This is a genomic window from Achromobacter sp. 46006 (assembly GCF_059761975.1).
Window position 1 is genome coordinate 43,183 of the sequence record NZ_JCBANN010000005.1, and the last position, 21,671, is coordinate 64,853.

General features: G+C 68.6%; 24 protein-coding genes. 14 read left to right on the forward strand and 10 right to left on the reverse strand.

The window, feature by feature from the left end:
• Nucleotides 1-13: 13 nt before the first annotated feature.
• From AC6LKG_RS04270 to AC6LKG_RS04300, 7 genes are all read right to left on the reverse strand, one after another.
• Nucleotides 14-1,186, reverse strand: coding sequence for a DUF1513 domain-containing protein (locus tag AC6LKG_RS04270; protein ID WP_498163180.1), 1,173 nt, complete (start codon nucleotides 1,184-1,186; stop codon nucleotides 14-16).
• A gap of 13 nt (nucleotides 1,187-1,199) precedes the next feature.
• A complete protein-coding gene (locus AC6LKG_RS04275) occupies nucleotides 1,200-2,291 on the reverse strand; it encodes an imelysin family protein (protein WP_498162965.1) in 1,092 nt (363 codons plus the stop codon).
• A complete protein-coding gene (locus AC6LKG_RS04280; protein WP_498162967.1) occupies nucleotides 2,291-3,808 on the reverse strand; it encodes a di-heme oxidoreductase family protein in 1,518 nt (505 codons plus the stop codon). The genes AC6LKG_RS04275 and AC6LKG_RS04280 overlap by 1 nt, the downstream gene beginning before the upstream one ends.
• Nucleotides 3,805-5,103, reverse strand: a complete 1,299-nt coding sequence (locus tag AC6LKG_RS04285; protein ID WP_498162969.1) for an imelysin family protein — start codon at nucleotides 5,101-5,103, stop codon at nucleotides 3,805-3,807. Before AC6LKG_RS04285 ends, AC6LKG_RS04280 begins: the two co-directional genes overlap by 4 nt.
• 165 nt (nucleotides 5,104-5,268) lie before the next feature.
• Nucleotides 5,269-6,588: an MFS transporter gene (locus tag AC6LKG_RS04290; RefSeq protein ID WP_498162971.1), complete on the reverse strand. Its 1,320-nt coding sequence runs from the start codon at nucleotides 6,586-6,588 to the stop codon at nucleotides 5,269-5,271.
• 46 nt (nucleotides 6,589-6,634) lie between these two features.
• Nucleotides 6,635-7,303, reverse strand: coding sequence for a hypothetical protein (locus AC6LKG_RS04295; RefSeq protein WP_498162972.1), 669 nt, complete (start codon nucleotides 7,301-7,303; stop codon nucleotides 6,635-6,637).
• A 122-nt stretch (nucleotides 7,304-7,425) separates the two neighbouring features.
• Complete coding sequence (locus AC6LKG_RS04300) at nucleotides 7,426-8,337, reverse strand: LysR family transcriptional regulator (protein WP_498162973.1); 912 nt, start codon at nucleotides 8,335-8,337, stop codon at nucleotides 7,426-7,428.
• Nucleotides 8,338-8,612: 275 nt separating this feature from the next.
• Here AC6LKG_RS04300 and AC6LKG_RS04305 point away from each other — a divergent pair, with 275 nt between their 5' ends.
• From AC6LKG_RS04305 to AC6LKG_RS04330, 6 genes are read left to right on the forward strand one after another with little or no spacing between them, the layout of a single operon-like run.
• On the forward strand, nucleotides 8,613-9,620 hold the full coding sequence (locus AC6LKG_RS04305; protein ID WP_498162974.1) for an ABC transporter substrate-binding protein: 1,008 nt from the start codon (nucleotides 8,613-8,615) through the stop codon (nucleotides 9,618-9,620).
• A 3-nt stretch (nucleotides 9,621-9,623) separates the two neighbouring features.
• On the forward strand, nucleotides 9,624-10,475 hold the full coding sequence (locus AC6LKG_RS04310; protein ID WP_498162976.1) for an ABC transporter permease: 852 nt from the start codon (nucleotides 9,624-9,626) through the stop codon (nucleotides 10,473-10,475).
• Nucleotides 10,476-10,477: 2 nt separating this feature from the next.
• Entirely contained in the window at nucleotides 10,478-11,299 is an 822-nt protein-coding gene (locus AC6LKG_RS04315) for an ABC transporter ATP-binding protein (protein ID WP_498162977.1), read from the forward strand.
• Between the two features lie 52 nt (nucleotides 11,300-11,351).
• Nucleotides 11,352-11,534, forward strand: a complete 183-nt coding sequence (locus tag AC6LKG_RS04320; RefSeq protein ID WP_498162978.1) for a DUF4089 domain-containing protein — start codon at nucleotides 11,352-11,354, stop codon at nucleotides 11,532-11,534.
• Complete coding sequence (locus tag AC6LKG_RS04325; protein WP_498162980.1) at nucleotides 11,531-12,916, forward strand: AtzE family amidohydrolase; 1,386 nt, start codon at nucleotides 11,531-11,533, stop codon at nucleotides 12,914-12,916. The genes AC6LKG_RS04320 and AC6LKG_RS04325 overlap by 4 nt, the downstream gene beginning before the upstream one ends.
• A gap of 23 nt (nucleotides 12,917-12,939) precedes the next feature.
• Complete coding sequence (locus AC6LKG_RS04330) at nucleotides 12,940-13,647, forward strand: GntR family transcriptional regulator (protein WP_498162981.1); 708 nt, start codon at nucleotides 12,940-12,942, stop codon at nucleotides 13,645-13,647.
• A 14-nt stretch (nucleotides 13,648-13,661) separates the two neighbouring features.
• Here AC6LKG_RS04330 and AC6LKG_RS04335 read toward each other — a convergent pair whose 3' ends face one another.
• Nucleotides 13,662-14,207, reverse strand: a complete 546-nt coding sequence (locus AC6LKG_RS04335; RefSeq protein ID WP_498162983.1) for an antibiotic biosynthesis monooxygenase — start codon at nucleotides 14,205-14,207, stop codon at nucleotides 13,662-13,664.
• A gap of 208 nt (nucleotides 14,208-14,415) precedes the next feature.
• Here AC6LKG_RS04335 and hpxZ point away from each other — a divergent pair, with 208 nt between their 5' ends.
• From hpxZ to AC6LKG_RS04360, 5 genes are all read left to right on the forward strand, one after another.
• The gene (gene hpxZ, locus AC6LKG_RS04340; protein ID WP_498162984.1) at nucleotides 14,416-14,793 is read left to right on the forward strand and encodes an oxalurate catabolism protein HpxZ; all 378 of its coding nucleotides are present in this window, start codon (nucleotides 14,416-14,418) and stop codon (nucleotides 14,791-14,793) included.
• Between the two features lie 146 nt (nucleotides 14,794-14,939).
• Nucleotides 14,940-15,494: an NADPH-dependent FMN reductase gene (locus AC6LKG_RS04345; RefSeq protein WP_498162985.1), complete on the forward strand. Its 555-nt coding sequence runs from the start codon at nucleotides 14,940-14,942 to the stop codon at nucleotides 15,492-15,494.
• Between the two features lie 272 nt (nucleotides 15,495-15,766).
• Nucleotides 15,767-16,087 carry a DMT family transporter gene (locus AC6LKG_RS04350; protein ID WP_498162987.1) on the forward strand — a complete coding sequence of 107 codons (321 nt, stop codon included), beginning with the start codon at nucleotides 15,767-15,769 and terminating at the stop codon, nucleotides 16,085-16,087.
• A gap of 55 nt (nucleotides 16,088-16,142) precedes the next feature.
• Nucleotides 16,143-16,532: a DMT family transporter gene (locus AC6LKG_RS04355; RefSeq protein WP_498162989.1), complete on the forward strand. Its 390-nt coding sequence runs from the start codon at nucleotides 16,143-16,145 to the stop codon at nucleotides 16,530-16,532.
• A gap of 124 nt (nucleotides 16,533-16,656) precedes the next feature.
• A complete protein-coding gene (locus AC6LKG_RS04360; RefSeq protein WP_498162990.1) occupies nucleotides 16,657-17,070 on the forward strand; it encodes a MarR family winged helix-turn-helix transcriptional regulator in 414 nt (137 codons plus the stop codon).
• 684 nt (nucleotides 17,071-17,754) lie between these two features.
• Here AC6LKG_RS04360 and AC6LKG_RS04365 read toward each other — a convergent pair.
• Nucleotides 17,755-17,973, reverse strand: coding sequence for a dodecin (locus AC6LKG_RS04365; protein ID WP_498162991.1), 219 nt, complete (start codon nucleotides 17,971-17,973; stop codon nucleotides 17,755-17,757).
• A gap of 188 nt (nucleotides 17,974-18,161) precedes the next feature.
• Here AC6LKG_RS04365 and AC6LKG_RS04370 point away from each other — a divergent pair, with 188 nt between their 5' ends.
• Nucleotides 18,162-18,665 (forward strand): DUF6496 domain-containing protein, encoded by a 504-nt coding sequence (locus tag AC6LKG_RS04370; protein WP_498162992.1) that lies wholly within the window; start codon nucleotides 18,162-18,164, stop codon nucleotides 18,663-18,665.
• Nucleotides 18,666-18,678: 13 nt separating this feature from the next.
• On the opposite strand, the gene AC6LKG_RS04375 is transcribed toward AC6LKG_RS04370, so the two are convergent.
• The gene (locus AC6LKG_RS04375; RefSeq protein WP_498162993.1) at nucleotides 18,679-19,590 is read right to left on the reverse strand and encodes a LysR family transcriptional regulator; all 912 of its coding nucleotides are present in this window, start codon (nucleotides 19,588-19,590) and stop codon (nucleotides 18,679-18,681) included.
• A 109-nt stretch (nucleotides 19,591-19,699) separates the two neighbouring features.
• Between AC6LKG_RS04375 and AC6LKG_RS04380 the strand changes: the two genes are divergently transcribed.
• Together AC6LKG_RS04380 and AC6LKG_RS04385 are read left to right on the forward strand one after the other, a co-directional pair.
• Nucleotides 19,700-20,494, forward strand: coding sequence for an SDR family NAD(P)-dependent oxidoreductase (locus AC6LKG_RS04380; RefSeq protein ID WP_498162995.1), 795 nt, complete (start codon nucleotides 19,700-19,702; stop codon nucleotides 20,492-20,494).
• 26 nt (nucleotides 20,495-20,520) lie between these two features.
• Nucleotides 20,521-21,534: a zinc-binding alcohol dehydrogenase family protein gene (locus tag AC6LKG_RS04385; RefSeq protein ID WP_498162997.1), complete on the forward strand. Its 1,014-nt coding sequence runs from the start codon at nucleotides 20,521-20,523 to the stop codon at nucleotides 21,532-21,534.
• Nucleotides 21,535-21,671: the final 137 nt, after the last annotated feature.

Here is a 21,671-nt window from a genome sequence, read left to right on the forward strand (position 1 = left end):
GGCGGCGGCCGCATCAAGCGGCCGCGACCTTGCGGAAATGGTTGTCCCAGGAACGCTCGCGCGACGGCGCCAGCACCGGCCGCTGGCCGCCCGACGCATCGGTGCGCACCATGGCGCCCAGGCCGCTGCTGACGAGAAAGCCGGCGTCGGTCGCCGGCGCCACGCCGCAGCCATCGGCCAGGCGGGTCTCGCCCAGGCAGCGGCCGCTGGCGGCATCCCAGTACAGCACCCGCCCGCCCACCGGGCTGGACGTGGCGATCACGGCGCCGGCCGCGTCCGCCGCCACCGAACCGATGTAGTTGCGCATCGCGCGCAATGTGTCCTGCGGGCCGTTGAACAGCACCGGCTGCGCGCCGCGCCGATGGCGCCCCACCAGCGCCGGCCGGTCGCCGGCCGGCCCCATGTACTGGCAGCCGAACCAGACGCTGCCATCGCCAGCCAGCGCCAGATGACGGATCGACAGGCGCTGCAGCTCGGGCGCCAGCTCGACCCGCTCCAGCAGCGCGCCGCTGGCCGCGTCCAGATACGCCAACGACGGCCGCATGGTATCCAGGTTGAGTTCCAGCTTGCCGTAGTCCGGATGCGTCAGGATGCCGCCATTGGCCACGCACAGCGTTTTGCCGTCGGGCATCAACAGCACCTCGTGCGGCCCGATGCCGCCGGTATCGTATTCGCCGATGCGGCGGTAGCCGCCGCCCGGCGTGGCATCGTAGATGCCGAGCACGCCGCGGCCGCCGTCGAAGTCGTTCTCGGTCGCGGCCAACAGCCGGCCGCCGTCGAAATAGGCGCCGTGGCCGAAGAAATGGCGGTTTTCCGGCAATGGCAGTTCGAGCGGCGGGCGGGCGCCGCCCAGGTCGAACGCCAGCGCAAAAAAGCCCGGCTGGCGGCCGAACACCACGGCGCGTTCGGCTGGCGCGTCGATCGCGAAACTATGGCCGCGCGCGGGCATCGGCACCACGCGCCGGTCCTGGCCGGCGCCATCCAGCACCACCGCCTCGTCGCGGCCGCCGCGCTGCCGCGCGGCCAGATAGCGCGCCTGGGCATCGTCGCCGGGGACGGCCAGCGCTTGCCGCGGCCAGCCGAGAGCCGCGCCCAGCGCGCCGCCCGCGCCCCAGGCCAGGAAATCGCGCCGCGCGGGCCGCGTCGGCTGGTTGCCGGCCGACACACTGCCAGCGATGCCGGCCATCATGCGGTCGCGCTCAGTCGCCATCGAGCGCATTGAAGCCGATAGTCACGCCCAGCGCCGGCGCCAGGTCCTGGTCAACGATGGCCTTGGCGTTCTTGAGCGTCAACGCCGCCAGCCCCAGCAGGCGGCGCCCTTCGGCATCGCCCAGCGCCCGCTCCAGCGGCGCCGGCACCTCGCGCAGCGCGCGCGCCGCGTTGCCCAGTTCGGCCAGCACCGCGCCCGCCATCCAGTCCTCGCCCTTGGGCAAGGCATATCCGCCCGCCTGGTAGAACGCCGCCAGGCCGTCCAGGCCGGCGGCCAGCGTGCGCGTCGACAGCCCGCTGCGCCAGAAGGCGGCGCGCCTGGGCCTGGCGCCATCGGCCGAGGCGCCCAGCACCGGCAGCAGCTTCACGTCGCGCGCGAACTGCAGGCCGGTGGACAGCGCCTTCATCGCTTCGGCCGCCACTTCCTGCGGGTCACGGTAGAGATCATTGCCCGCCCGCGGCCGCGCGAACTGGCGGCCGAAGTCGGCCTTGCCGTCCCAGGCCTGGGCCACGTCGCGCGAGATCGCGGCGACGTTGGCCGATAGCGCGCGGGCGTAGCCGCAAGCGTAGGCAAAGGTGGGCGCGTCTTGTTGCGTCAGCAACGCCGGCTCGCCATACAGCACGAACTCCAATGCCGGCAGCCCCTGCACCGCCACGCTGCGCCCGGCCAGCGCGCCCGGCTTGAGCAGGTCGGCATCCTGCGCGGCGATCACAGCCCGCACCTGGCGCGGCATCACGCCGCGCGTGTCCGGCCAGAACGCCAGGCGCTCGTAGCGGTTGGCCTGCACCAGCGGTCCGAAGCGCAGCGGTTCGAGCCGCGCCCAGGCCAGCGCCAGGTCGGCGAAAGCCGCTTCCACCCGCTTGGCGCCGGCCGCATCCGGCCTGCCGCACCACGGGACCAGCGCGCCTTCCAGGTCGGTCGCGGCGGCGACCATGCCGGCGGCCGCCGGCCGCGCGTAGCCTTGCGCCAGGCGCTCGCCCAGATCGGCAGGCAATTCGGCGCCGGCGGCCAGCGGCCAGGCCAGCGCCAGCGCGGCCAGGGCCTGGACCGGCGCACGCCAGCGTGCATCAAAGATAGCCATCACAGCGACTCCAGGAAACGGATCAGGTCGGCGCGTTCTGCGGGCGTCATCGCCACCACGCGGTCGCGCGCCGGCTGGCCGGCGCCGCCATGCCACAACACCGCCTCCAGCAAGGTACGGGCGCGGCCGTCATGCAGCCAGGTGGCATTGGGGTTGACGGTCCTGGTCAGGCCGATGCCCCACAGCGGCGGGGTGCGCCATTCGCGGCCGCTGGCCGAGCCGTCGGACACGCCATCGGCCAGGTCATCGCCCATGTCATGCACCAGCATGTCGGTGTACGGCCAGATCAACTGGAAGCGATGCTCGGCCTGCTTCGCATTGCGGCTGGTGACGTACTTGGGCACGTGGCAGGCCACGCAATTGGCCTCGTAGAACAGCTTCTTGCCGGCCAGCACCCGGGCGTCGTCGGCATCGCGCCGCTGCGGCACCGCCAGGTTGGTCGAGTAGGTGGTGACGAAGTCCATCAGCTTGGCCGGCACTTCCTCCGGCCCGAAGCGCGGCTGCGCGCCGTGCGGCATCTCCAGGCACTGAGGCTGCGCCGGCGTACAGTCGCCGTAGTGGTTGGGAAACAGCGGCGTAGACAGCCCCATGTCGTTGGAGAACGCGGCGGCGCTCTGCTGCTCCACGGTGGGCTGGCCGGCCTTCAGGTTGAAGCGGCCCAGCGCGCGCTGGCCGGTGCGCGCGTCGGTCACCCAGTTGGCCTTGCCAACGATGCCATCGCGCTTGTCGGCGCCGATGTTGGCCAGGATGTCGGCCTCGTGGATCGATTCCAGCAGGCCCAGGCCGATCATCGGCGGCGCCAGCCGCGGCGAGATCTGCGTGTCCTTGCGCATCGGGCCGTAGCCCAGGTTGTCGATGCGGTAGGCCGGCTTCATCAGGGTGGCGGTCTCGCCGCCATTGAGCTTGACGGTGACCGGGGTGTATTCGATTTCCATGCGGCCTTCGGCCGGCAGGCCGGCCACCGCGAAGTTCTGCAACTGCACGCCATAGACGGGTTCGGGCAGCAGCGCGATCTCGCCCGGCGCCAGGCGCGGATGGCCGCGGTCCGGGCCTTCCGGCACCGCCAGGCGCAGCAGCAGCGCCACCGCGTCGGGACGCTCCAGCGGATCGAAGCCCGGCACCGAGCCGCGCCCGTCCTTGGTGTGACAGGCCTGGCAGGAGCGCGCGTTGAACAGCGGCCCGAGGCCGTCGGAGGCCTGCGTGGACGCGGGCGCGGACACCCAGTCCTTGCGGAACAGGCCGTTGCCGACCTGGAATTCCTGGCGCCGCTCGAAGCTCATGTTGGCCGACGGCTGCGAGAAGATGTCGGCGTTGATGAGCTTGTTGGTGGTGGTGGCGCCGGCCTGCATGGTCTCGAAAGCCTCGGCCTTGGAGAAATCGCGGGTCGGCGCGGTGATGGCGAGGACCCGCTTGAGGTCCTCGGCGCTCAGATCGTCACGCCCGGCGGGCACGGCAGGAGCGGCAGCGGCGCCGGCATGAGCCGACGCCGCCAGTACGGCGGCGAATACGAGCTTCACTTGAATACGGCGTCGGGTTGGTCCAGGCTGTCGGAACCTTCGATGGCGACCTTGCCCAGGTCCAGCAGCGTGATCACGCGCTCCAGGCTGCGGGTCTGGTCGACCAGGCGGTCGATGGCGGCCTGCACCACCGCGTTGCCTTCCTTGTTGCCGTCCGCGATCATCTGGTCGTAGGTCTCGACCGTCTCGGCGCGGGTCTTCATGGCCTGCATGGCGGCCACGGTGGCGTCGAGCTTGGCGCGCACTTCGGCGTCCAGCTTGGGATCACGCGCCTTGACCAGTTCCGACAGGCTGGCGCCTTGCAGCTTCTTGCCATCGGCCCGGGTGTAGGCGCCCAGGTAGACGTTGCGGATGCCGATCTGGTTGTAGAAGTGCGAGTTGTGGGTGTTGTCCGAGAAGCAGTCGTGCTCTTCCTCGGGATCGTGCAGCATCAGGCCGAGTTTCATGCGCTCGCCGGCCAGCTCGCCGTACGACAGGCTGCCCACGCCGGTCAACATCGCCACCAGGCCGGCCTTGGGGTCTTCCTCCACCGCCTTGCGCGCGGCGCCGTCCTTCTGCCAGTTGCCGACCATCTCTTCCAGGTCGCTCACCAGCAGGTCGGTCACGGCCTTCAGGTAGGCGATGCGGCGTTCGCAGTTGCCGCCGGTGCAATGCTTGACGTCGTAGTCGGTGTGCGGGCGGTCGCCCGCATGGCGTTCCTGCGGCGTGCCCTTGCGGTCGGCCGGCGCCGGGTTGGTGCCGTTCAGATCCTGGCCCCACAGCAGAAATTCGATGGCGTGATAGCCGGTGGCCACGTTGGCCTCGTTGCCGTCGGCCTCGTGCAGCACCTCGGACAACAGCTTGGGCGTGATCTCGCTGACGTCGACGGTCTTGCCGCCCACAGAGATCCTGGAATTGGCGATGACGTTGACCGCGTAGTAGGCGTTCTCGTCGTTCTCGGTGCCGTAGGAGGCGTCGACGTAGTCGATCAGGCCTTCATCCAGCGGCCAGGCATTCACGCGCCCTTCCCAGTCGTCGACGATCGGGTTGCCGAAGCGGAACGCCTCGGTCTGCTGGTACGGCACGCGCGCATCCAGCCAGGCCTGGCGGGCAGCCTTGAGCGTGTCCGCGCTGGGTTTGGCGACCAGGGCGTTGACGGCCTCGCGCAGCGCCTTGGCGGAAGTCAGCGCGTCTTCATAGCCGGCCAGCGCCAGGTCCGAATAATTGGCGACCACGGCCTTGGGCTCCGCCGCGGCGTGAGCCGTGCCGCCGAACACCGCGGCGGCCAGCGCCGCCCCCAACAACAACTTGCGCATCACTTTCTCCCGTAACGTGGACAGGGTCCACCCCGCGGCGGCCCCGTCCAGACTTGAATTTTGTGGATGCGAGTGTAAACAATTTTCGTTTGTTATTCAGAATTAAGTCAGCTACCTGACGTTTTTCCGAATGAAATGGACACATTGCAGGCGGGGCCCGGGCGCTCAACGCCGCAGCGGCGCCTTGGCGGTTTCCGTGGCGGCCAGCACCGACACGGCGGTCACCACCAGCGCGGCGGCCACGTACAGCGATACCGCCAGCGTCGAATTCCACGACTTGAACAGGCTGGCGATGATCAGCGGCGCAAAGCCACCGCCGACAATGCCGGCCAGTGTGTAGGCCAGCGAGGCGCCGGCATAGCGCACCCGGCCCGGGAATTGCTCGGTGACGAAAGCGGCCTGCGGTCCGTACATCATCGCGTGGATCAACAGGCCCACCACCACGGCGGCGCAGATGGCCACGGGATGCGCGCTGTCCATCAGCGTGAAGAACACGAAGGCCCAGGCCATGCCCAGCAGCGCGCCCGCCAGGTAGACCGGACGCCGTCCGATCCGGTCCGAGAGGTGGCCGAACAGCGGCACCGCGATGGCGTTCAGCGCCGCGCCCAGCATGGTGGCGCCCAGCGCCAGCGGCCGCGACAGATGCAGCACCGTGGTCACGTAGGTCAGCGTGAACACCACCACCAGCGCGTACAGCACGTCCGAACCGATGCGCGAACCGCCCGCCACCAGTAGCTGGCGCCAGTGTTGCGCCAGCACCTCCTTGATCGGGGTACTGGCGGTCTCGCGCTTCTGTTCCATTTCCAGGAACACCGGCGTTTCCTCGACCCCGCGGCGCAGCCACAGGCCGAACAGCACCAGCGCCACGCTCGACACGAACGGCACGCGCCAGCCCCAGGCCTGGAACGCCTCGGGCGTGAGCCACAGCGAGATCAGGGCGATGAAGCCGGTGCCGATCAGCGTGCCGCACGAAGGCCCGATCTGCGTGAAGGACGCGTTGCGGCCGCGCTGGTCCGGCTTGCCGTGTTCCATCGAAAGCAGCACCGCGCCGGCCCACTCGCCGCCCAACGCCACGCCCTGGACGAAGCGCAGCGCCACCAGCGCCGCCGGCGCCCACACCCCCCATTGCGCGTAGGTCGGCAGCATGCCCATCAGGCCGGTCGACACGCCCATGATGACCAGCGTGGCCACCAGCACGAACTTGCGGCCCAGGCGGTCGCCCAGGTGGCCGAAGACGAAACCGCCCAGCGGCCGCGAGACATAGCCGACCGCGTAGGTCGAGAATGCAAGGATGGTGCCGGTCAGCGGGTCGAACGACGGAAAGAAGATGGCATTGAATACCAGCGCCGCCATCAGGTTGTAGACCGTGAAGTCGTACCACTCCAGCGTGGTGCCGACCGAACTGGCCATCGCCAGTTTCTTCATCTTGTCCGGCGACGCGCCGCGGTGCGCGGCAGCCGGCGCGTGCAAAGTGTTCTCAGCCATTGGATTGTCCCTATGCGGTGTGTGTGGCGTTGTCGCGGCGCGCGCCTCAGCGCAGGTCGGCCGCGGCCAGCTTCCAGCCCAGAGCCAGCAGCCAGTTGTCGGCGGCCCGCGTGCCGAACGCGGCCGCGGCCTGTTTGCCCATGGCGCTCGCGGCGGCAGCCGAACTGGCCTCGATCACGAACAGCGGGTCGAGGCGGCGATTGGCCATCGATTCTCGCGGCAAGGGACCGCTGAGCGCCGCATCCGGCGCCAGCAAATAGGACTGGACGAAGCCCTCCGCCTGCGCCAGGACGTCTCCCGCCTCGGCGGCGCGCGCCGCCAGGCCCGCCGCATCGCCGCCATAGACCAGCGGCAGCACCGCGATGTGGCTGCCGCTGCCGAAGCCCGTCACGGCCTGCACCGCGCACACACGGCGCATCGGATCGCGCATGCGGTCCAGGTTGGCCACCGACCACGGCGTCTGGCGCTCGAAGGCGGCGCGGTAGTCCGGGCTGGTGAAGGCGCCCAGCGATTGCGTGCGGTACAGGCCGAGATACTTGCGGCCGCCGGACAGCGAAACATAGCGCGCGCCGGACAGAAAGCCGGGGATGCGCACGCGCTCCTCGATGTGCTCGCGGTCGTACCAGCGATTGAAATCGGTCTCGAAGACCGGATCGACGTCGCAGGCGACGAACAGCATGCCGTTGGGCGTGGGGGACGTGGTGGCTTGGCTCATGGAAAAGGAAGATCCCTTCGATTGCGGAAGGGACTCATCTTCGGCCGACTCGGCCCGGCCCGCCAAACGAGTAATTTTTGACGCCAGCAACAGAATTACTGAAAGCCGGCCTAGGGATAACGCTATTGCGCGGACGCGAATCCTGGCGGCGTGGCCGACGCGGTGTACTGGTCCGAGGCGCGGCAGGCCAGTTCGGCCACCAGCCGGATCGCATCCGAGCCCGCGCCCTCCAGGTAGCTGACCACCAGCAACTGCGGCGGCACCGGCACGTCGCAGCGGATCATCTGCACCTCGCCGCGCGCCACGTATTCGTAGATCGGCGGCAACGGCACCAGGGCGCGGCCAAAACCGCTGCGCACCAGCCGCGCCAGCGCCGAGATCGAGCTGACGCAGTGCACCTTGCCCAGCGGCAGGCCCGCCTCGCGGAACAGGCCCTTGAGCGCCTCGTGCGGCTGCGAGCCGGGGCTCATGGTCAGCACCGGCTCGCTCAGCAATTGCCGCAGCGTCAGCGTCTCTTCATCGCCCGCCGGCCCGACCCAGCCCATCTCCATCGGCAGGCATGGCATGCTGATGATGCCGGCGTCGGTCAGCAGATCGGTCTGGAAGGCGATGTCGAGCGTGCCCTCTCGCAGCCCGCGATGCAGCGCGCGCGTGGTTTCCGAGGTCAGTTGCACCTCGATGCCCGGGTAAGTCGAGCGCAGATTGGTCAGCAAACCGATCAGCCAGGTATGCACCACCGTCTCGATGGCGCCGATGCGCACCAGGCCGAACACCTCGTCGCCGGTGCGGCCCAGCGACAGGATCTGCTGGCGCAACTGCATCAGGCGCTCGCCATAATCCAGCAGGCGCGTGCCCACCGCCGTCAGCCGCAGCTCCTTGGCATCGCGTTCGAACAGGCGCGCGCCGATGTCCTCCTCGAGCGAGGCGATGCGGTTTGCCACCGCCGCCTGGGTGATGTGCAGGCGGTCGCTGGCCGCACGGAAACTGCCCAGGCGGGCCGACCACAGAAACGCTTCGACAAAACGGGTATTCATATCCACGCCGCGGCGCGTGCGGGCGCGCCTTTCTTCCTGGAACCGCGGGGCGGCAGCCCCGGCCTGCGCACATCCTACGCCTGGCGGAACGTGCGCGCCACGGCGGCCACGCCCTGCCGCGGTGCCGCATGCACCAGCATGGTTCACGCAACGCGCCATGATCGCCCCGCCAGGGCCAAAAAACCGGCTTGCGAAGGTTGGCACGGGTCTTGCTTGATGACTGGTATGCAAGCTTGTCTACAAGCGCCCGTCCCTCTTTCGACCAGGAGTTCCGCATGACCCAACGCCCCGCGCCCTTCGCTTTCAACGCCACCCGCCGCCGGCTGATGCAGGGCGCCGCGCTGGGCGCCGCCACGCTGGCCGCGCCGGCCCTGGTGCGGGCACAGTCCGGTCCGGTCATCCGCATCGGCTACTGGCCGGTCGCCGCCGGCCTGCCGTTCTATGCGGCCATCGAGAAAGGCTACTTCAAGGAAGCCGGCCTGAACGTCGAGGCGCTCAAGTTCGCCGGCGCCCAGCAGGTCATGGAAGCCATGCTGGCGGGCCGCGCCGACGGCAGCGCCAACGGCACCGGCTCGGCCAACCTGGCCATCGGCGAGATCGCCTCGCCCGGCCTGTTCAGGATTTTCGCCTCCAACCCCAGCAACGCCAAGAACGTGCTGGACGAGTTCATCGTCGCGAAAGACAGTCCCATCAAATCCATCGCAGACCTCAAGGGGAAAAAGGTCGGTTCTGGTCCCGGCATCCAGAATTCCACGCTGGCCAAAGCAGTACTGGAGCGCGCCGGCGCAACCGGGGCGACCGTGGTCGAGCTGGCGATCAGCCAGCACGTGGCCGCGGTCGCCGCCGGCCAGTTGGACGCCTGCTACACACTTGAACCCACCGGCACGGTCGGCCGCCTGAACGGCACCACCCGCGTGCTGGAAGCGGGCGTGATCGCCAAATACGTGCTGGGCGATCCGATGGCGCCGTGGTTCGGCGGCTCGGCCTCGCTGACCACCGCATTCCTGAAGAAGCATCCAGAGGAAAGCAGGAAATTCATCGCCGCCTATGCCCGCGGCATCGAGCTGATCCGTACCAAACCCGACGAAGCGCGCCCCTTCATGAAGGGCTACACCGCCATCGAAGGCCCCATGACCGAAGCCGTGCCGCTGGCCGCCTACACGCTCTACAACGAGTTCACCCCCAGCGACATCCAGTACTTCCAGAAATTCTTCGACCTGTTCACCGACAAGGGCATCTTCGCGCAGAAGGTGGACGTGGCCTCGATGCTGTACAAGGGCTGAACCATGGAAGCGAGCAACGCCAACCGCGCCAGCCCGGCGCTGGCTGCCGCCGCGGCCAAGCCGGCCGCCGCCGCACCCGCGGTCTCGCGCCCGCCGCGCACCTGGACCGCCGCGCGCCTGCTGCCGCTGATCGGCCCGCTGGCGCTGTACGTGGTGTGGGACCTGGTGGTGCGCCTGCAACTGGTCAGCCCGGTGCTGCTGCCCACGCCCGGCGCCACGCTGGTGGCCCTGGCCAAGGGCATGGCCGGTGGTCCGCTGCTGGGCGATTTCCTGGCCTCGGTCAGCCGCACGCTGCAGGCCTTCGTCATCGCCGGCGTCATCGGCGTGCCGCTGGGCGTGCTGCTGGGCAGCAACGAAAAGGCCTACCGCAGCGTCGAGTTCCTGGTGGACTTCTTCCGCTCGACGCCGTCGTCGGCGCTGATCCCGCTGTTCCTGATGATCTTCGGCGTGACCGACATGAACAAGATCGCCATCGCCGCCTTCGCCGCGGTGCTGGTGATCCTGTTCAACAGCGCCTACGGCGTCATCAACGCGCGCAAGCAGCGCGTGATGGCGGCGCGGGTGATGGGCGCCTCGCGCTGGCAGATCTTCAAGGACGTGCTGATCTGGGAAAGCCTGCAGCCCACCTTCGTCGGCCTGCGCAGCGGCGTGTCGATGGCGCTGGTCATCGTGATCGTGGCCGAGATGTTCATCGGCTCGGACAGCGGGCTCGGCAACCGCATCATCAACGCCCAGCAGGTGCTGAACGTGCGCGACATGTACGCCTCGATCCTGGCCGCCGGCGCGCTCGGCTACGTTCTCAACATTCTGTTCCTGGTGCTGGAAAAGCGCGTGGTCCATTGGAGCGGCCGATAATCATGTCCACAGTCATCAACCCCGTCATCGCCCCCGCCCCCGTGCCCGCGCCGTTCCAGCCGGGTCCGGCCGGCACCCACATCACCATCCGCGGCCTGACCAAGTATTTCGCCGGCTGGCCGCTGTACGAGGACTTCAACCTCGACATCCCCAAGGGCAAGATCGTCTCGGTGTTCGGCCCCAACGGCTGCGGCAAATCGACCTTGATCAACATGATCGCGGGCCTGATCCCCATCGATGCCGGCGAGATCCTGTTCGACGGCAAATCGCTGGCCCAGACCAAGATCGGCTACGTCTTCCAGAACTACCGCGAGGCCATGTTCCCGTGGCTGCGCACCATCGACAACATCGCCTACCCGTTGCGGCTGGAAGGCCGCAGCAAGGCCGAGGTGGATGCGCGGGTGGAAGAACTGGTGGCCTCGTTCGACGTCAAGTTCGACCTCAAGCGCTATCCCTACGAACTGTCGGGCGGCCAGCAGCAGACGGCCTCGATCATGCGCGCGCTGGCGCCCGGACCCGAGGTGCTGTTCCTGGACGAGCCGTTCTCGGCGCTGGATTTCGAGATGACGCTGTTCATCCGCGAAAAACTGCAGGAGGTCTTCATGCAGACCGGCACCACCATGCTGCTGGTGTCGCACGACCTGGAGGAAGCCGTGTACCTGGCCGACCAGGTGCTGCTGCTGACCAAGCGCCCGACGCGGGTGGCCGAGATACTGGACTACGGCGACGCCCGCCCGCGCACGGTCGAGACGCTGTCCGAGCCCAGCTTCATCGGCATGAAGAAACTGAGCCTGGAGATCTTCCAGCGCGAGGTGCGCAGGTAAGCCCGCGCGCCGCCATCCGTCCGTTCCATCCATCCCCCGCCGGGAGCCCGCCATGACCCAGGAAACCATCGACCAATACGTACGCAGCGCGCTGGCGCTGGCCGGCTATGCCCTGCGCGAGCCGGCCGCCGCCGAAGTGGCGCAGCAGTTCAGCCGCATCCACGACATCGCCTCGATTTTCATCGACGAAGCGCTGCCGGTGGAGCTGGAATCGGCTTCGGTGTTCCGCCCGTGAACAGCGCCCTGCTCGACCTCGCGCGGCAAATCCGCAATGGCGAACGCAGCGCGGCGGCGGTGCTGGAAGCCACGCTGGCGCGCATCCGCACGGCCGATGCGCGCTACAACTGCTTCACCAGCATCACCGAAGCCCGCGCCCGGCAGGAGGCCGCCGCCATCGACGCGCGCCGGGCGCGCGGCGAGACGTTGCCGCCACTGGCCGGCGTGCCCTACGCCGTCAAGAACCTGTTCGACACCGCCGACGAAGTGACGCTGGCTGGCGGCCGCGTCAACGCCGCCAATCCGCCCGCGCGGCGCGACGCCACGCTGGTGGCGCGCCTGCGCGAGGCCGGCGCGGTGCTGGTGGGCGCGCTCAACATGGATGAGCACGCCTACGGCTTCACCACCGAGAACTCGCACTACGGTGCCTGCCACAACCCGCACGACCTCGGCCGAATCGCCGGCGGCTCTTCCGGCGGCAGCGCCGCGGCGGTGGCCGGCGGACTGGTGCCGCTGACGCTGGGCTCGGACACCAACGGCTCGATCCGGGTACCCGCATCGCTGTGCGGCGTGTTCGGCCTGAAGCCGACCTTCGGCCGCCTGCCCCGCACCGGTTCGTTTCCCTTTGTCGGCAGCCTCGATCATCTGGGTCCGTTCGCGGCCAACACGGGCGGCCTGGCCGCGGTCTACGACGCCCTGCAGGGCCCCGACGCCGAGGACGCGGCCTGCGGCCAGCGTCCGGTCGAACCCGTGCTGGCGGAACTGGCCTCGGCGCGTCCGCTGCGCGTGGCCGTGCTGGGCGGCTACTTCGCCCACTGGACCGGTCCCGAGGCGCGCCAGGCGGTGCAACTGGCCGCGCGCGCGCTCGGGGCCAGCGCCAGCGTCGAACTGGCCAGCGCCGCGCAGGCGCGCGCCGCCGCGTTCGTGATCACCGCGGCCGAAGGCGGCGCGCTGCATCGCCGCCGCCTGGTCACCCATTACGACTACTACGAACCGCATTCGCGCGACCGCCTGGTCGCCGGCAGCCTGGTGCCGGCCTCCTGGGTGCAACAGGCCCAGCGGGTGCGCCAGCGCGCCTACCGCGAGGCGCTGGCGCTGTTCGCCGACTACGACGTCCTGATCGCCCCGGCCACGCCGGTGCCCGCCACGGCCATCGGCACCCAGAGCCTGGCGCTGGCCGGCCAGACGCTGCCGGCCCGCGCCAGCATGGGCTTGCTGACACAACCGCTCTCCTGCCTGGGCTTGCCGGTATGTGTCGCGCCGGTCTGGCCCGGCATCGGCGCCGACGCGCACCTGCCGCTGGGCGTGCAATTGATCGCCGCGCCGTGGCGCGAAGCCGATTGCCTGCTGGCCGCCCGGCGGCTGGAACAGGCCGGCACCGCCACCACCCGCCCCGTATAGCTCCGCCGCACCGAGGTCCGGATATGGATTCCGCATTCGCCGTCATCGACACGCCCCGCAGCCTGGCCGACTCGGCCTACGGCACGCTCAAGCACGACATCCTCGAATTCCGCCTGGCGCCGGGCGACCGTTTCACCGAAACCGAGATCGCCGAGCGCCTGCGGGTCAGCCGCACGCCGGTGCGCGAAGCCCTGTTCCGGCTCGAACGCGAAGGCTATCTGGAAGTCCGCCAACGCAACGGCTGGCTGGTCAAACCGCTGGACTTCGACACGCTAGACCATTTCTACGAACTGCGCAGCGTGCTTGAAATCGCCGCCGTGCGCGCCCTCTGCGCGCCGGGCCAGATCCCCGACCCCTTGCGCGCACTGCAACCACTGGTGGATACCTGGCGGGTCGACGCCGCCCAGCACTCGGGCGATGGCGAATGGCTGGCGGAACTCGATGAACGCTTCCACATGGATCTGGTGGCCGCCGCCGGCAACCCGGAGATCGCGCGCGTGCACCGCGCGGCCACCGAACGCATACGCATCGTGCGACGGCTCGACTTCACCCAGCCCGATCGCATCGACCGCACCTACACGGAACACGGCGCCATCCTCGACGCCATCCTGGCGCACGACGCCGAACGCGCCACGGCGCTGCTGCAGGCGCATATCGACGACAGCCAGGCCGCGGTGCGCAAGATCACGCTGCACCGGCTCTATGCCACGCGCCGCGCGCAGGCGGCCTAGCGGCGCGGTCGGTGTCAGCGCGGCCGCAACCAGCGCGCCAGCCGGCGCGTGACAAAAGGAATGCAGATGTACACCATCACCGGCGTCATGGTCACGCTGGTGAGCAGGGCGCGCCAGAACACCGGCAGGGACGCCAGATGCTCGCTTACCAACAGCGTGAACGCCAGCAACACCGGGAAGTACGCCAGCCAGATGCTCACGGCCTGCTTCCAGCGTGGCGGCGCGCCGGCGGCATGTTGCGGTCCGAACCAGCCGTCCATGCCGCTGACCCGGCGCGCGTGGCTGGCCCGCACCAGCGCGGCGCCGCGCTCCAGCCACATGCGGCGCGGCAGCGATTGTTCCCAGCGGTTGAGGCTGGCCTCGTCGTTAAAGCGCAGCACGATCTGGTACTGGTCGCCGCCCTCTGGCGGCTGCAGTACGCCGGAGCCGAGAAAGCCGGGAAAGCCGGCGGCGAGGATTTCGCCCTGGCGCATCCACGAGAGAAAGTCGCTGTAGCGTTCGGGCGTGATGTGCCGCGTCACCAGCATGGTGACCGGGGCGGGAACGGCGGAACTGGACATGATGAAACTCCTGGAGCGAGGTGCAGCCTGTTATGTGGTGTAAACCCTAGCAAGCGGCATGCCAGCTCGGCGGCGCGGCATTCGCCCCGGCGCGCGGCTGGCGGCGCTCCGCACAGGGTGGATTTGCGCACCGCAACACACACCATATTGGTGATTACCCTAAACCATGCACCACGACGGTGCATTCCTGAGCCACCCGAGAAAATCCATGGACATCAATCTGCCCGACGTCGTCGCCGACATCACCGCGGCCTTCGCCCGCTACGAAACCGCCCTGGTCAACAACCAGGTCGAGGTGCTGGACGAACTGTTCTGGAACAGCCCGCACACACTGCGCTACGGCGCCGGCGAAAACCTCTACGGCTATGATGCGATCCGCGCCTTCCGCGCCGCCCGGTCGCCGCAAGGCCTGGCGCGCCGTGTGCTGCGCACCGCCATCACCACCTATGGTCGTGATTTCGCCACCACCCATATCGAATTCCAGCGCGATGGCAGCGACCGCATCGGCCGCCAGAGCCAGACCTGGATGCGCACGCCGCAAGGCTGGCGCGTGGTGTCGGCGCACGTCAGCCTGATGACCGCATGAAGCGGCCGCGCCGCCTGCGGCAATGGGCCGGGCCGATGCACCCTGACACAAGTCAACACCGCCCATAACCTTATGGGTTCGCCGACATTGAGCCATCATGAGGACAGGTCTACACTGGACCATCCCCGACACAGGAGCCCCACCCCATGAGCACCTACAAGATCGCCGTCTTCGTCGGCAGCCTGCGCGCCGCATCGATCAACCTGCGCCTGGCGCGCGCACTGGAAAAACTGGTTCCCGCGGACTTCAAGTTCGACTACGTCAGCCTGGGCGACGTGCCGCTGTACAACCAGGACAACGAGAACAACCTGCCCGCGCCCGCGGCCAAGCTCAAGCAACAGATCCTCGATGCCCAGGGCATCCTGTTCGTGTCGCCCGAGCACAACCGCTCGGTGCCTGCCGCCATCAAGAACGCGATCGACTGGGGCACTCGTCCGTGGGGCCAGAATTCGTGGGCCGGCAAGGCCGTCGGCATCCTTGGCGCCTCGCCCAGCGCCGCCGGCACCGCCCTCATGCAGCAGCACCTGCGCAACATCCTGGCGGCTGAAGGCGCCATCGCCCTGACCACGCCCGAAGTCTTCCTGCAATACACCGACGGCCTGATCGACGACCAGTACAACATCACCAACGAAGGCACGCGCAAGTTCCTGCAAGGCTGGATCGACCGCTACGTCGACTGGGTCAAGAAGTTCAATAGCTGATTGCCGCCGCTGCCGGGCCCGGGGCGCCGCCCCCCGCCCGGCGCCGATCGCCCGCCTACCTCCGGGCGATCAAGCCCCCCGATGCGTCGGGGGGCTTTTTTTATCGACCGCCGCCGTCCGAGCGCGCGGGCGCAGTGGCTCCCCCCCGGTGAACTACATGCACGCGCAAATAGTTTGACGCACTCCGGAATCCTCATTAATATGCATGCACATGCATTTTAATGTCCGCACGCCCCGCCCCGGGGCACACCCTCTGCACAAGGAGCTTCATCATGAGTTGGCTATATCTGGCAATCGCCGTGGTCTTTGAAATCGCAGTCGCCATTGCCGCGGGCAACGCGAAGGGCTTCACCCGCTTCGGCTGGACTGCCGCCACGCTGGTCAGCGGGGCGATCGCCACCTACTTCCTCAGCCTGGCCCTGCTGACATTCGACGTCGGCGTCGGCTACGCCATCTGGACCTCGGTGGCGGGCGTCGGCATCGTCGTACTGGGCGCCCTGTTCTTCGGCCAGCGGCTGAACCCGGGCAAGGCCGTCGGCATCGCCCTGGTCATTGGCGGCGTGGTGGGCCTGCGGCTCAGCGGCGCGGCCTGACACCCCGCAACCGTCTATTCACCCTTACTCCCCCGTACACAACAAGGAATCCAACATGAGCACCATCAACCCAACCAAGCCGGGCAACGGCCGCGCCTGGATCATGCTGCTGCTGGCCAGCGCCTTCGAAATCGGCTACGCCCTCAGCGTCGGCGGCAGCCAGGCCTTCACGGTACCGGGCTGGTCGATCTCCGCCGCGGTGTTCTTCCTGCTGACGCTGTATGCGCTCAGTGTCGCCTTGAAATCCATCGACGTCGGCATCGGCTACGCGGTATGGGCCGGCATCGGCTCGGTCGGCGCCGCCGTCTTCGGCAGCATCCTGCTCGATCAACCGCTGACTCTGGCCCAGGCTTTCTGGCTGGCGGTCATCATCGGCGGCGTGGTCTGGTTGAAACTGGCCGACAGCGCCAGGCTGCGCGGCCGCAAGCGCGCCCAGCCCGCTTGAATGGCGATCCGCCGCGGCCCGCCGGGCGCGCTGCGCCCGCGGGCCCCGGTCGTCCGGCCACTTGCATGGACATACATATGGGAGAATGGCCAATCGAATGTCCAGCAAAGGGAGCACACAGCTCATGTCCAGAAAAAGTGATGCATGGCTCAAACTGATTCAAATCGTCGCCGATGTCGAGGCCGACCTGGGCAGCATGCTGCAGGCCCGCCACCGGCTCGGGCTGTCGGAGTACCGCGCGCTGGAAATCCTGGCCCGCTCGCCCGACAGCGAGCTGCGCATGCAGGAACTGGCCGCGCACCTGGGCCTGCACCAGAGTTCGGTGGCACGCATGGTCGAGCGGCTGGAACGCGCCGGCCTCACCATCCGCGACCTGTGTCCGGACGACAAGCGCGGGGTCTATACCGTGCTGACCCAGGACGGACTGGCGCGTCTCGAAAGCGCGCAGCCCGACTATCAGAAGGCGCTGGATGCCGCGCTCAGGCAGCATGGCGGCGACAAGCTGCTGGCGGCGGGCGCCAAAGCCGGCACGGCCTAGCGGCAACCGCCTGGTTGCAAGCGAAGCGGGCGCGCCCGGATATCCCCGCCCGCTGTGGAGAAGTGTGAGGACAGTCCGGGGGCAGGTGAAAAAAAGCCTGGCGGGCCAGGCACTTGCGCGTGCCGGTCAAAAAATGCGCAATCGCGCCCGCAGCGCATGCCCGCCGGACTTATCCACTGTATCCGGGCTGCCTCGCGCGCCTCCCGCGGACTTGCCCCCACCCGGCCGGCATTTGTCCCAGCATTCTGTGGACAAGCATGAGGACAGTATGAGGGCAGGTGGATTTTTCCCTTGCACATCAACTGCCTGCAGGTGCTGCTCAAGAATCGCCCAATCCCGTGCCGCCACTCTCCCGGTTGTCCCCGGGAAATGTGGATAAGGCTGAGGACAGCCTGCGCCCAGCGGCAAAATTCCCTTTGCCGCCAATGCCTTGCGCCTGCTGGTCAATAAGGGCGCAGCGGCGGGGCCGAGCGCGGCCCGCCATGCACAGGCGGCGTCCCTGCATGCGCGCCGCCGCACTTGTCCCCATCGAATGTGGACAAACCTCTGAACAGTCTCATGACAAGCTGAAAAAAAGCTTATCCGACAAGCACTTGCAAAGACCGCTCAAAAAAGGCGCAGCAGCGCGGACGCGCCTGCGGCCTCGGCATGAGCGCCGCGCGCCCGCAACGCGCGCTGGCGATGCTAGGCGTCGCCGTCCTCCAGGCGCATGCCGATCTTCAGCCCGACCTGCCAATGCGCCACCTTGCCGTCCTTGATGTGGCCGCGCACCTCGGTGACCTCGAACCAATCCAGGTTCCGCAGGGTTTCGGATGCGCGTTCGATGGCCTTGCTGATCGCATCGTCGGTGGACTTGGTGGACGAGCCCACCAGTTCGATCTGCTTGTAGACATGATTCGACATGGCTTGTCTCCTTTAAGGGGGAAGCGTTGCGAATCGTCGGCCGCGCGCGGGGTTCCGGCGCTTACGACCGGCAATCCATTCGAACACACAGGATACCGCGTGGGGCATAGAGTGGTGTTACGAGTTCCGTCGGCGCGGCCTCGTCCGCGTCCCGGTCTCGCTTCTGAAACGCAAGCCAGGAGGTTGTCATGCCTGAACGGAAAACGCTGCAACGCGCCGCGCGCGACAAGAAGCAAGGCAAGTCCCCATCCACCCAAGCGGGCGAATTCGTGCGCGAGGAAATCGACCACGTGCGCGAAGGCAAGCACGGCGCGCGCTCGACCAAGCAGGCCATCGCCATCGGCCTGTCGAAGGCGCGCCGCGCCGGCGTCGACCTGCCCACGCCGAAGAAGGCGGCCGCGTCCACCCGGCGCAAGGCCAAGCAGGACAGCGAGGCGGCGCACGACGGCCACGCAAAATCCGCCACCCGCTCCCGCGCCACCACCCGCGCCCTCAAGCGTGAAAGCGCCAAGCCGGCGTCCAAATCCGCGCTGTCGCGCCATGCGTCCAAGACGGCCAGCCGGCGCACGGCGGCGGATCGTTCGGCCGCCGCGAAAAAGGCCGCCGCCACCAAGGGCGCGGCGGGCCGCTCTGCCGCCGCCAAAAAGGCCGCGCGCACCCGCGCCGCCAACCGCGCCGCCGCCCATCACTGAGCGCGCGGGCGTATCACGGCGTGGCGCCGGCCTCGAATTCCCGCAGGCGCGCCTGCAGGAATTCACGCAGGCGCTTGACGGCGGGCGACAGCAGCATGCGGTGCACGCACAGCAGGTGCAGCGGCGACGGTTCGCCGATGTAGTCTGGCAAGGCCTGCACCAGCCGCCCGGCGCGCAGGTCGGCGAGCACGTCGTAGCGCGACTTGTAGGCCACGCCGTGGCCGGCCAGCGCCCAGCGCCGCACCAGGTCGCCATCGTCGCCGACACGGTCGCCCTTGACCGCCACGGTCAGCGCCCCGCCCTCGTGTTCGAAGGCCCAGCGGTCGTGCAGCGACTCGCCCAGCACGAAGCACAGGCAGTTGTGGCGGCGCAGGTCGGCGGGTGTGCGCGGCATGCCGTGGCGCGCGAAGTAAGCCGGCGCGGCGCACACCACGCGGCGGTTGTGTTCGCCCAGCGGCAGCGCCACCAGGCCCGAATCGCCAGGCGTGCCGTAGCGCAGCGCGATATCGACCGGTTGCCGGTACAGGTCGGCCAGCCGGTCGCTGATGCGCACCTGGAAATTCACGCGCGGATGGCGCTGCTGGAAGTCGTCCAGCCAGGGCAGCAGCACATGGCGGCCCAGGTCCGAGGGAATCGACAACGACAGCGTGCCGGAGATCGCCGTCTTGTCGCGCGCCAGCGCGCTCTGGCCGGCCTGCAGGCTGGATAGCGCGGCGCGGGCGTACTCCAGGTAGCGCTCGCCATCGCCGGTCAGCCGCAGGCTGCGCGTCGAACGCACGAACAGGCGGGCTTCAAGCGACAGTTCCAATCGCTTGAGCGCGGCGCTGGCCACCGCCGGCGTCAAATCCAGCTCGCGCGCCGCGGCCGAAAAGCTGCCGTGATCCGCCGCCGCCACAAAGATGCGCAGGTCTTCAAACCGAACCATGAAGGGCTCATTTTCAAAAATTCATTGAAACTGAGTCCGATGCTAGCCGGTTTTTCCGCATTCGCCACTGGGTAATGATGGCGTCACCCCCACGCTTTTGGAGTCCCCCATGAAAATCGAACTCGACGGCAAGAAGGCCCTGGTGACCGGCTCGTCCGGCGGCATCGGACTGGCCATCGCCCAAGGCCTGGCCGAGGCCGGCGCCCAGGTCGTGCTGCATGGCCGCAACGCCGACAAGCTCAAGCAGGCCGCCGACGCCGTCGCGCGCCAGCATCCGGGCGCCCAGGTCCACACCGTGCAGGCCGACCTGTCCACCGCCGACGGCGCCGCCTCGATCTGCGCCGCCCATCCCGATGTCGACATCCTGGTCAACAACGCCGGCTATTTCGCCCCCAAGTCATTCACCGAAATCACCGACGACGACTGGCGCTACATGCTCGACACCAACGTCATGAGCGGCGTGCGCCTGTCGCGCTATTACCTGCCGCGCATGCTGGCCGCCGACTGGGGCCGCATCGTCTTCATCTCCAGCGAATCGGCGCTGCAGATCCCCGCCGAGATGATCCACTACGGTGTCAGCAAGACCGCGCTGCTGGGCGTCTCGCGCGGGCTGGCCGAGCTGACCGCCGGCAGCGGCGTCACCGTCAACGCCGTGCTGCCCGGCCCGACCCGCTCCGAAGGCGTGGTCGACTTCTTCGCCGAAATGGCCAGGGAACAGGGCGTGGCGCAAGCGCAGATGGAACGCGATTTCATCGCCCAGCACCGCCCCAGCTCGCTGCTGCGCCGGCTGGCGACGGTCGAGGAAGTGGCCAACATGGTCGTCTACGCCTGCTCGCGCCAGTCCTCGGCCACCAACGGCGCCGCCCTGCGCGTCGATGGCGGCGTGGTCCGCACCATCGCCTGATCCCCGTTTCCCATTTCGAGAACCCCATGAAAGCCATCGCCTACTTCCAGAACCTGCCCGCCGCCGATCCGCAATCGCTGCAGGACATCACCGCGCCCGAGCCCGTGCCCGGCGACCATGACCTGCTGGTCGAGGTCAAGGCCATTTCCGTCAACCCGGTGGACGTGAAGATCCGCGCCAACCGCAAGCCCAAGGACGGCCAGCCCGAGATCATCGGCTGGGATGCCGCCGGCATCGTGCGCGCCGTCGGCGCCAAGACCAGCCTGTTCGCGCCCGGCGATCGCGTCTGGTACGCCGGCGCCCTGACGCGCCCCGGCGCCAACAGCGAGCTGCACGTGGTCGACGAGCGCATCGTCGGCCGCATGCCGCAGAGCCTGGACTTCGCCCAGGCCGCCGCGCTGCCGCTGACCACCATCACCGCCTGGGAACTGCTGTTCGACCGCCTGCGCGTGCTGGACAACGCCGCCCCAAGCCAGGGCACCCTGCTGGTGGTCGGCGCGGCCGGCGGCGTCGGCTCGATCCTGGTGCAGCTGGCGCGCCAGTTGACCGGCCTGACCATCATCGGCACCGCCTCGCGGCCCGAGACCCAGGCCTGGGTCACCGCGCTGGGCGCGCATCACGTCATCGACCACACCCGCCCGCTGGCCGAGGAGCTCAAGCGCATCGGCCATCCGCAGGTCGGCTTCATCGCCGGCCTGACCCACACCGACCAGCATTTCCCGCAACTGGCCGAGGCCATCGCGCCGCAGGGCAAGATCGCGCTGATCGACGACCCGGCGGCCATCGACGTGCGCCTGCTCAAGGGCAAGTCGGCCTCGCTGCACTGGGAATTCATGTTTGCCCGGCCGCTGCACAACACGCCCGACCTGATCGCCCAGCACGAGCTGCTGAACCAGGCCGCGCGGCTGATCGACAACGGCACCCTGCGCACCACGCTGGGCGAACACTACGGCCGCATCAACGCCGAAAACCTGCGCCGCGCCCACGCCTTCATCGAAAGCGGCAAGGCGCGCGGCAAAGTGGTGCTGGAAGGCTTCTGACACGCCCCGGCGCGGCGCAAAAATTGGGACGGGCGTCTCGCATTGCCGCGCGGAAAGAGGTAAAAAGCCGACTGCGCGCGGCGGATCGACAGCCCGCCGCCGCGCTTTCGGGAGTTTGCTCTGATTTCCTACCTGTC

Excerpts from the sequence above, each read along its gene's own strand:
- AC6LKG_RS04285 (WP_498162969.1), bottom strand. The coding sequence starts at position 5,103 with ATGCGCAAGTTGTTGTTGGGGGCGGCGCTGGCCGCCGCGGTGTTCGGC.
- AC6LKG_RS04315 (WP_498162977.1), top strand. The coding sequence starts at position 10,478 with ATGTCCACAGTCATCAACCCCGTCATCGCCCCCGCCCCCGTGCCCGCG.
- AC6LKG_RS04330 (WP_498162981.1), top strand. The coding sequence starts at position 12,940 with ATGGATTCCGCATTCGCCGTCATCGACACGCCCCGCAGCCTGGCCGAC.
- AC6LKG_RS04365 (WP_498162991.1), bottom strand. The coding sequence starts at position 17,973 with ATGTCGAATCATGTCTACAAGCAGATCGAACTGGTGGGCTCGTCCACC.
- AC6LKG_RS04295 (WP_498162972.1), bottom strand. The coding sequence starts at position 7,303 with ATGAGCCAAGCCACCACGTCCCCCACGCCCAACGGCATGCTGTTCGTC.
- AC6LKG_RS04310 (WP_498162976.1), top strand. The coding sequence starts at position 9,624 with ATGGAAGCGAGCAACGCCAACCGCGCCAGCCCGGCGCTGGCTGCCGCC.
- AC6LKG_RS04380 (WP_498162995.1), top strand. The coding sequence starts at position 19,700 with ATGAAAATCGAACTCGACGGCAAGAAGGCCCTGGTGACCGGCTCGTCC.
- AC6LKG_RS04275 (WP_498162965.1), bottom strand. The coding sequence starts at position 2,291 with ATGGCTATCTTTGATGCACGCTGGCGTGCGCCGGTCCAGGCCCTGGCC.
- AC6LKG_RS04350 (WP_498162987.1), top strand. The coding sequence starts at position 15,767 with ATGAGTTGGCTATATCTGGCAATCGCCGTGGTCTTTGAAATCGCAGTC.
- AC6LKG_RS04345 (WP_498162985.1), top strand. The coding sequence starts at position 14,940 with ATGAGCACCTACAAGATCGCCGTCTTCGTCGGCAGCCTGCGCGCCGCA.
- AC6LKG_RS04270 (WP_498163180.1), bottom strand. The coding sequence starts at position 1,186 with ATGGCCGGCATCGCTGGCAGTGTGTCGGCCGGCAACCAGCCGACGCGG.
- AC6LKG_RS04320 (WP_498162978.1), top strand. The coding sequence starts at position 11,352 with ATGACCCAGGAAACCATCGACCAATACGTACGCAGCGCGCTGGCGCTG.
- AC6LKG_RS04290 (WP_498162971.1), bottom strand. The coding sequence starts at position 6,588 with ATGGCTGAGAACACTTTGCACGCGCCGGCTGCCGCGCACCGCGGCGCG.
- AC6LKG_RS04355 (WP_498162989.1), top strand. The coding sequence starts at position 16,143 with ATGAGCACCATCAACCCAACCAAGCCGGGCAACGGCCGCGCCTGGATC.
- hpxZ (WP_498162984.1), top strand. The coding sequence starts at position 14,416 with ATGGACATCAATCTGCCCGACGTCGTCGCCGACATCACCGCGGCCTTC.
- AC6LKG_RS04370 (WP_498162992.1), top strand. The coding sequence starts at position 18,162 with ATGCCTGAACGGAAAACGCTGCAACGCGCCGCGCGCGACAAGAAGCAA.
- AC6LKG_RS04360 (WP_498162990.1), top strand. The coding sequence starts at position 16,657 with ATGTCCAGAAAAAGTGATGCATGGCTCAAACTGATTCAAATCGTCGCC.
- AC6LKG_RS04385 (WP_498162997.1), top strand. The coding sequence starts at position 20,521 with ATGAAAGCCATCGCCTACTTCCAGAACCTGCCCGCCGCCGATCCGCAA.
- AC6LKG_RS04375 (WP_498162993.1), bottom strand. The coding sequence starts at position 19,590 with ATGGTTCGGTTTGAAGACCTGCGCATCTTTGTGGCGGCGGCGGATCAC.
- AC6LKG_RS04305 (WP_498162974.1), top strand. The coding sequence starts at position 8,613 with ATGACCCAACGCCCCGCGCCCTTCGCTTTCAACGCCACCCGCCGCCGG.
- AC6LKG_RS04335 (WP_498162983.1), bottom strand. The coding sequence starts at position 14,207 with ATGTCCAGTTCCGCCGTTCCCGCCCCGGTCACCATGCTGGTGACGCGG.
- AC6LKG_RS04300 (WP_498162973.1), bottom strand. The coding sequence starts at position 8,337 with ATGAATACCCGTTTTGTCGAAGCGTTTCTGTGGTCGGCCCGCCTGGGC.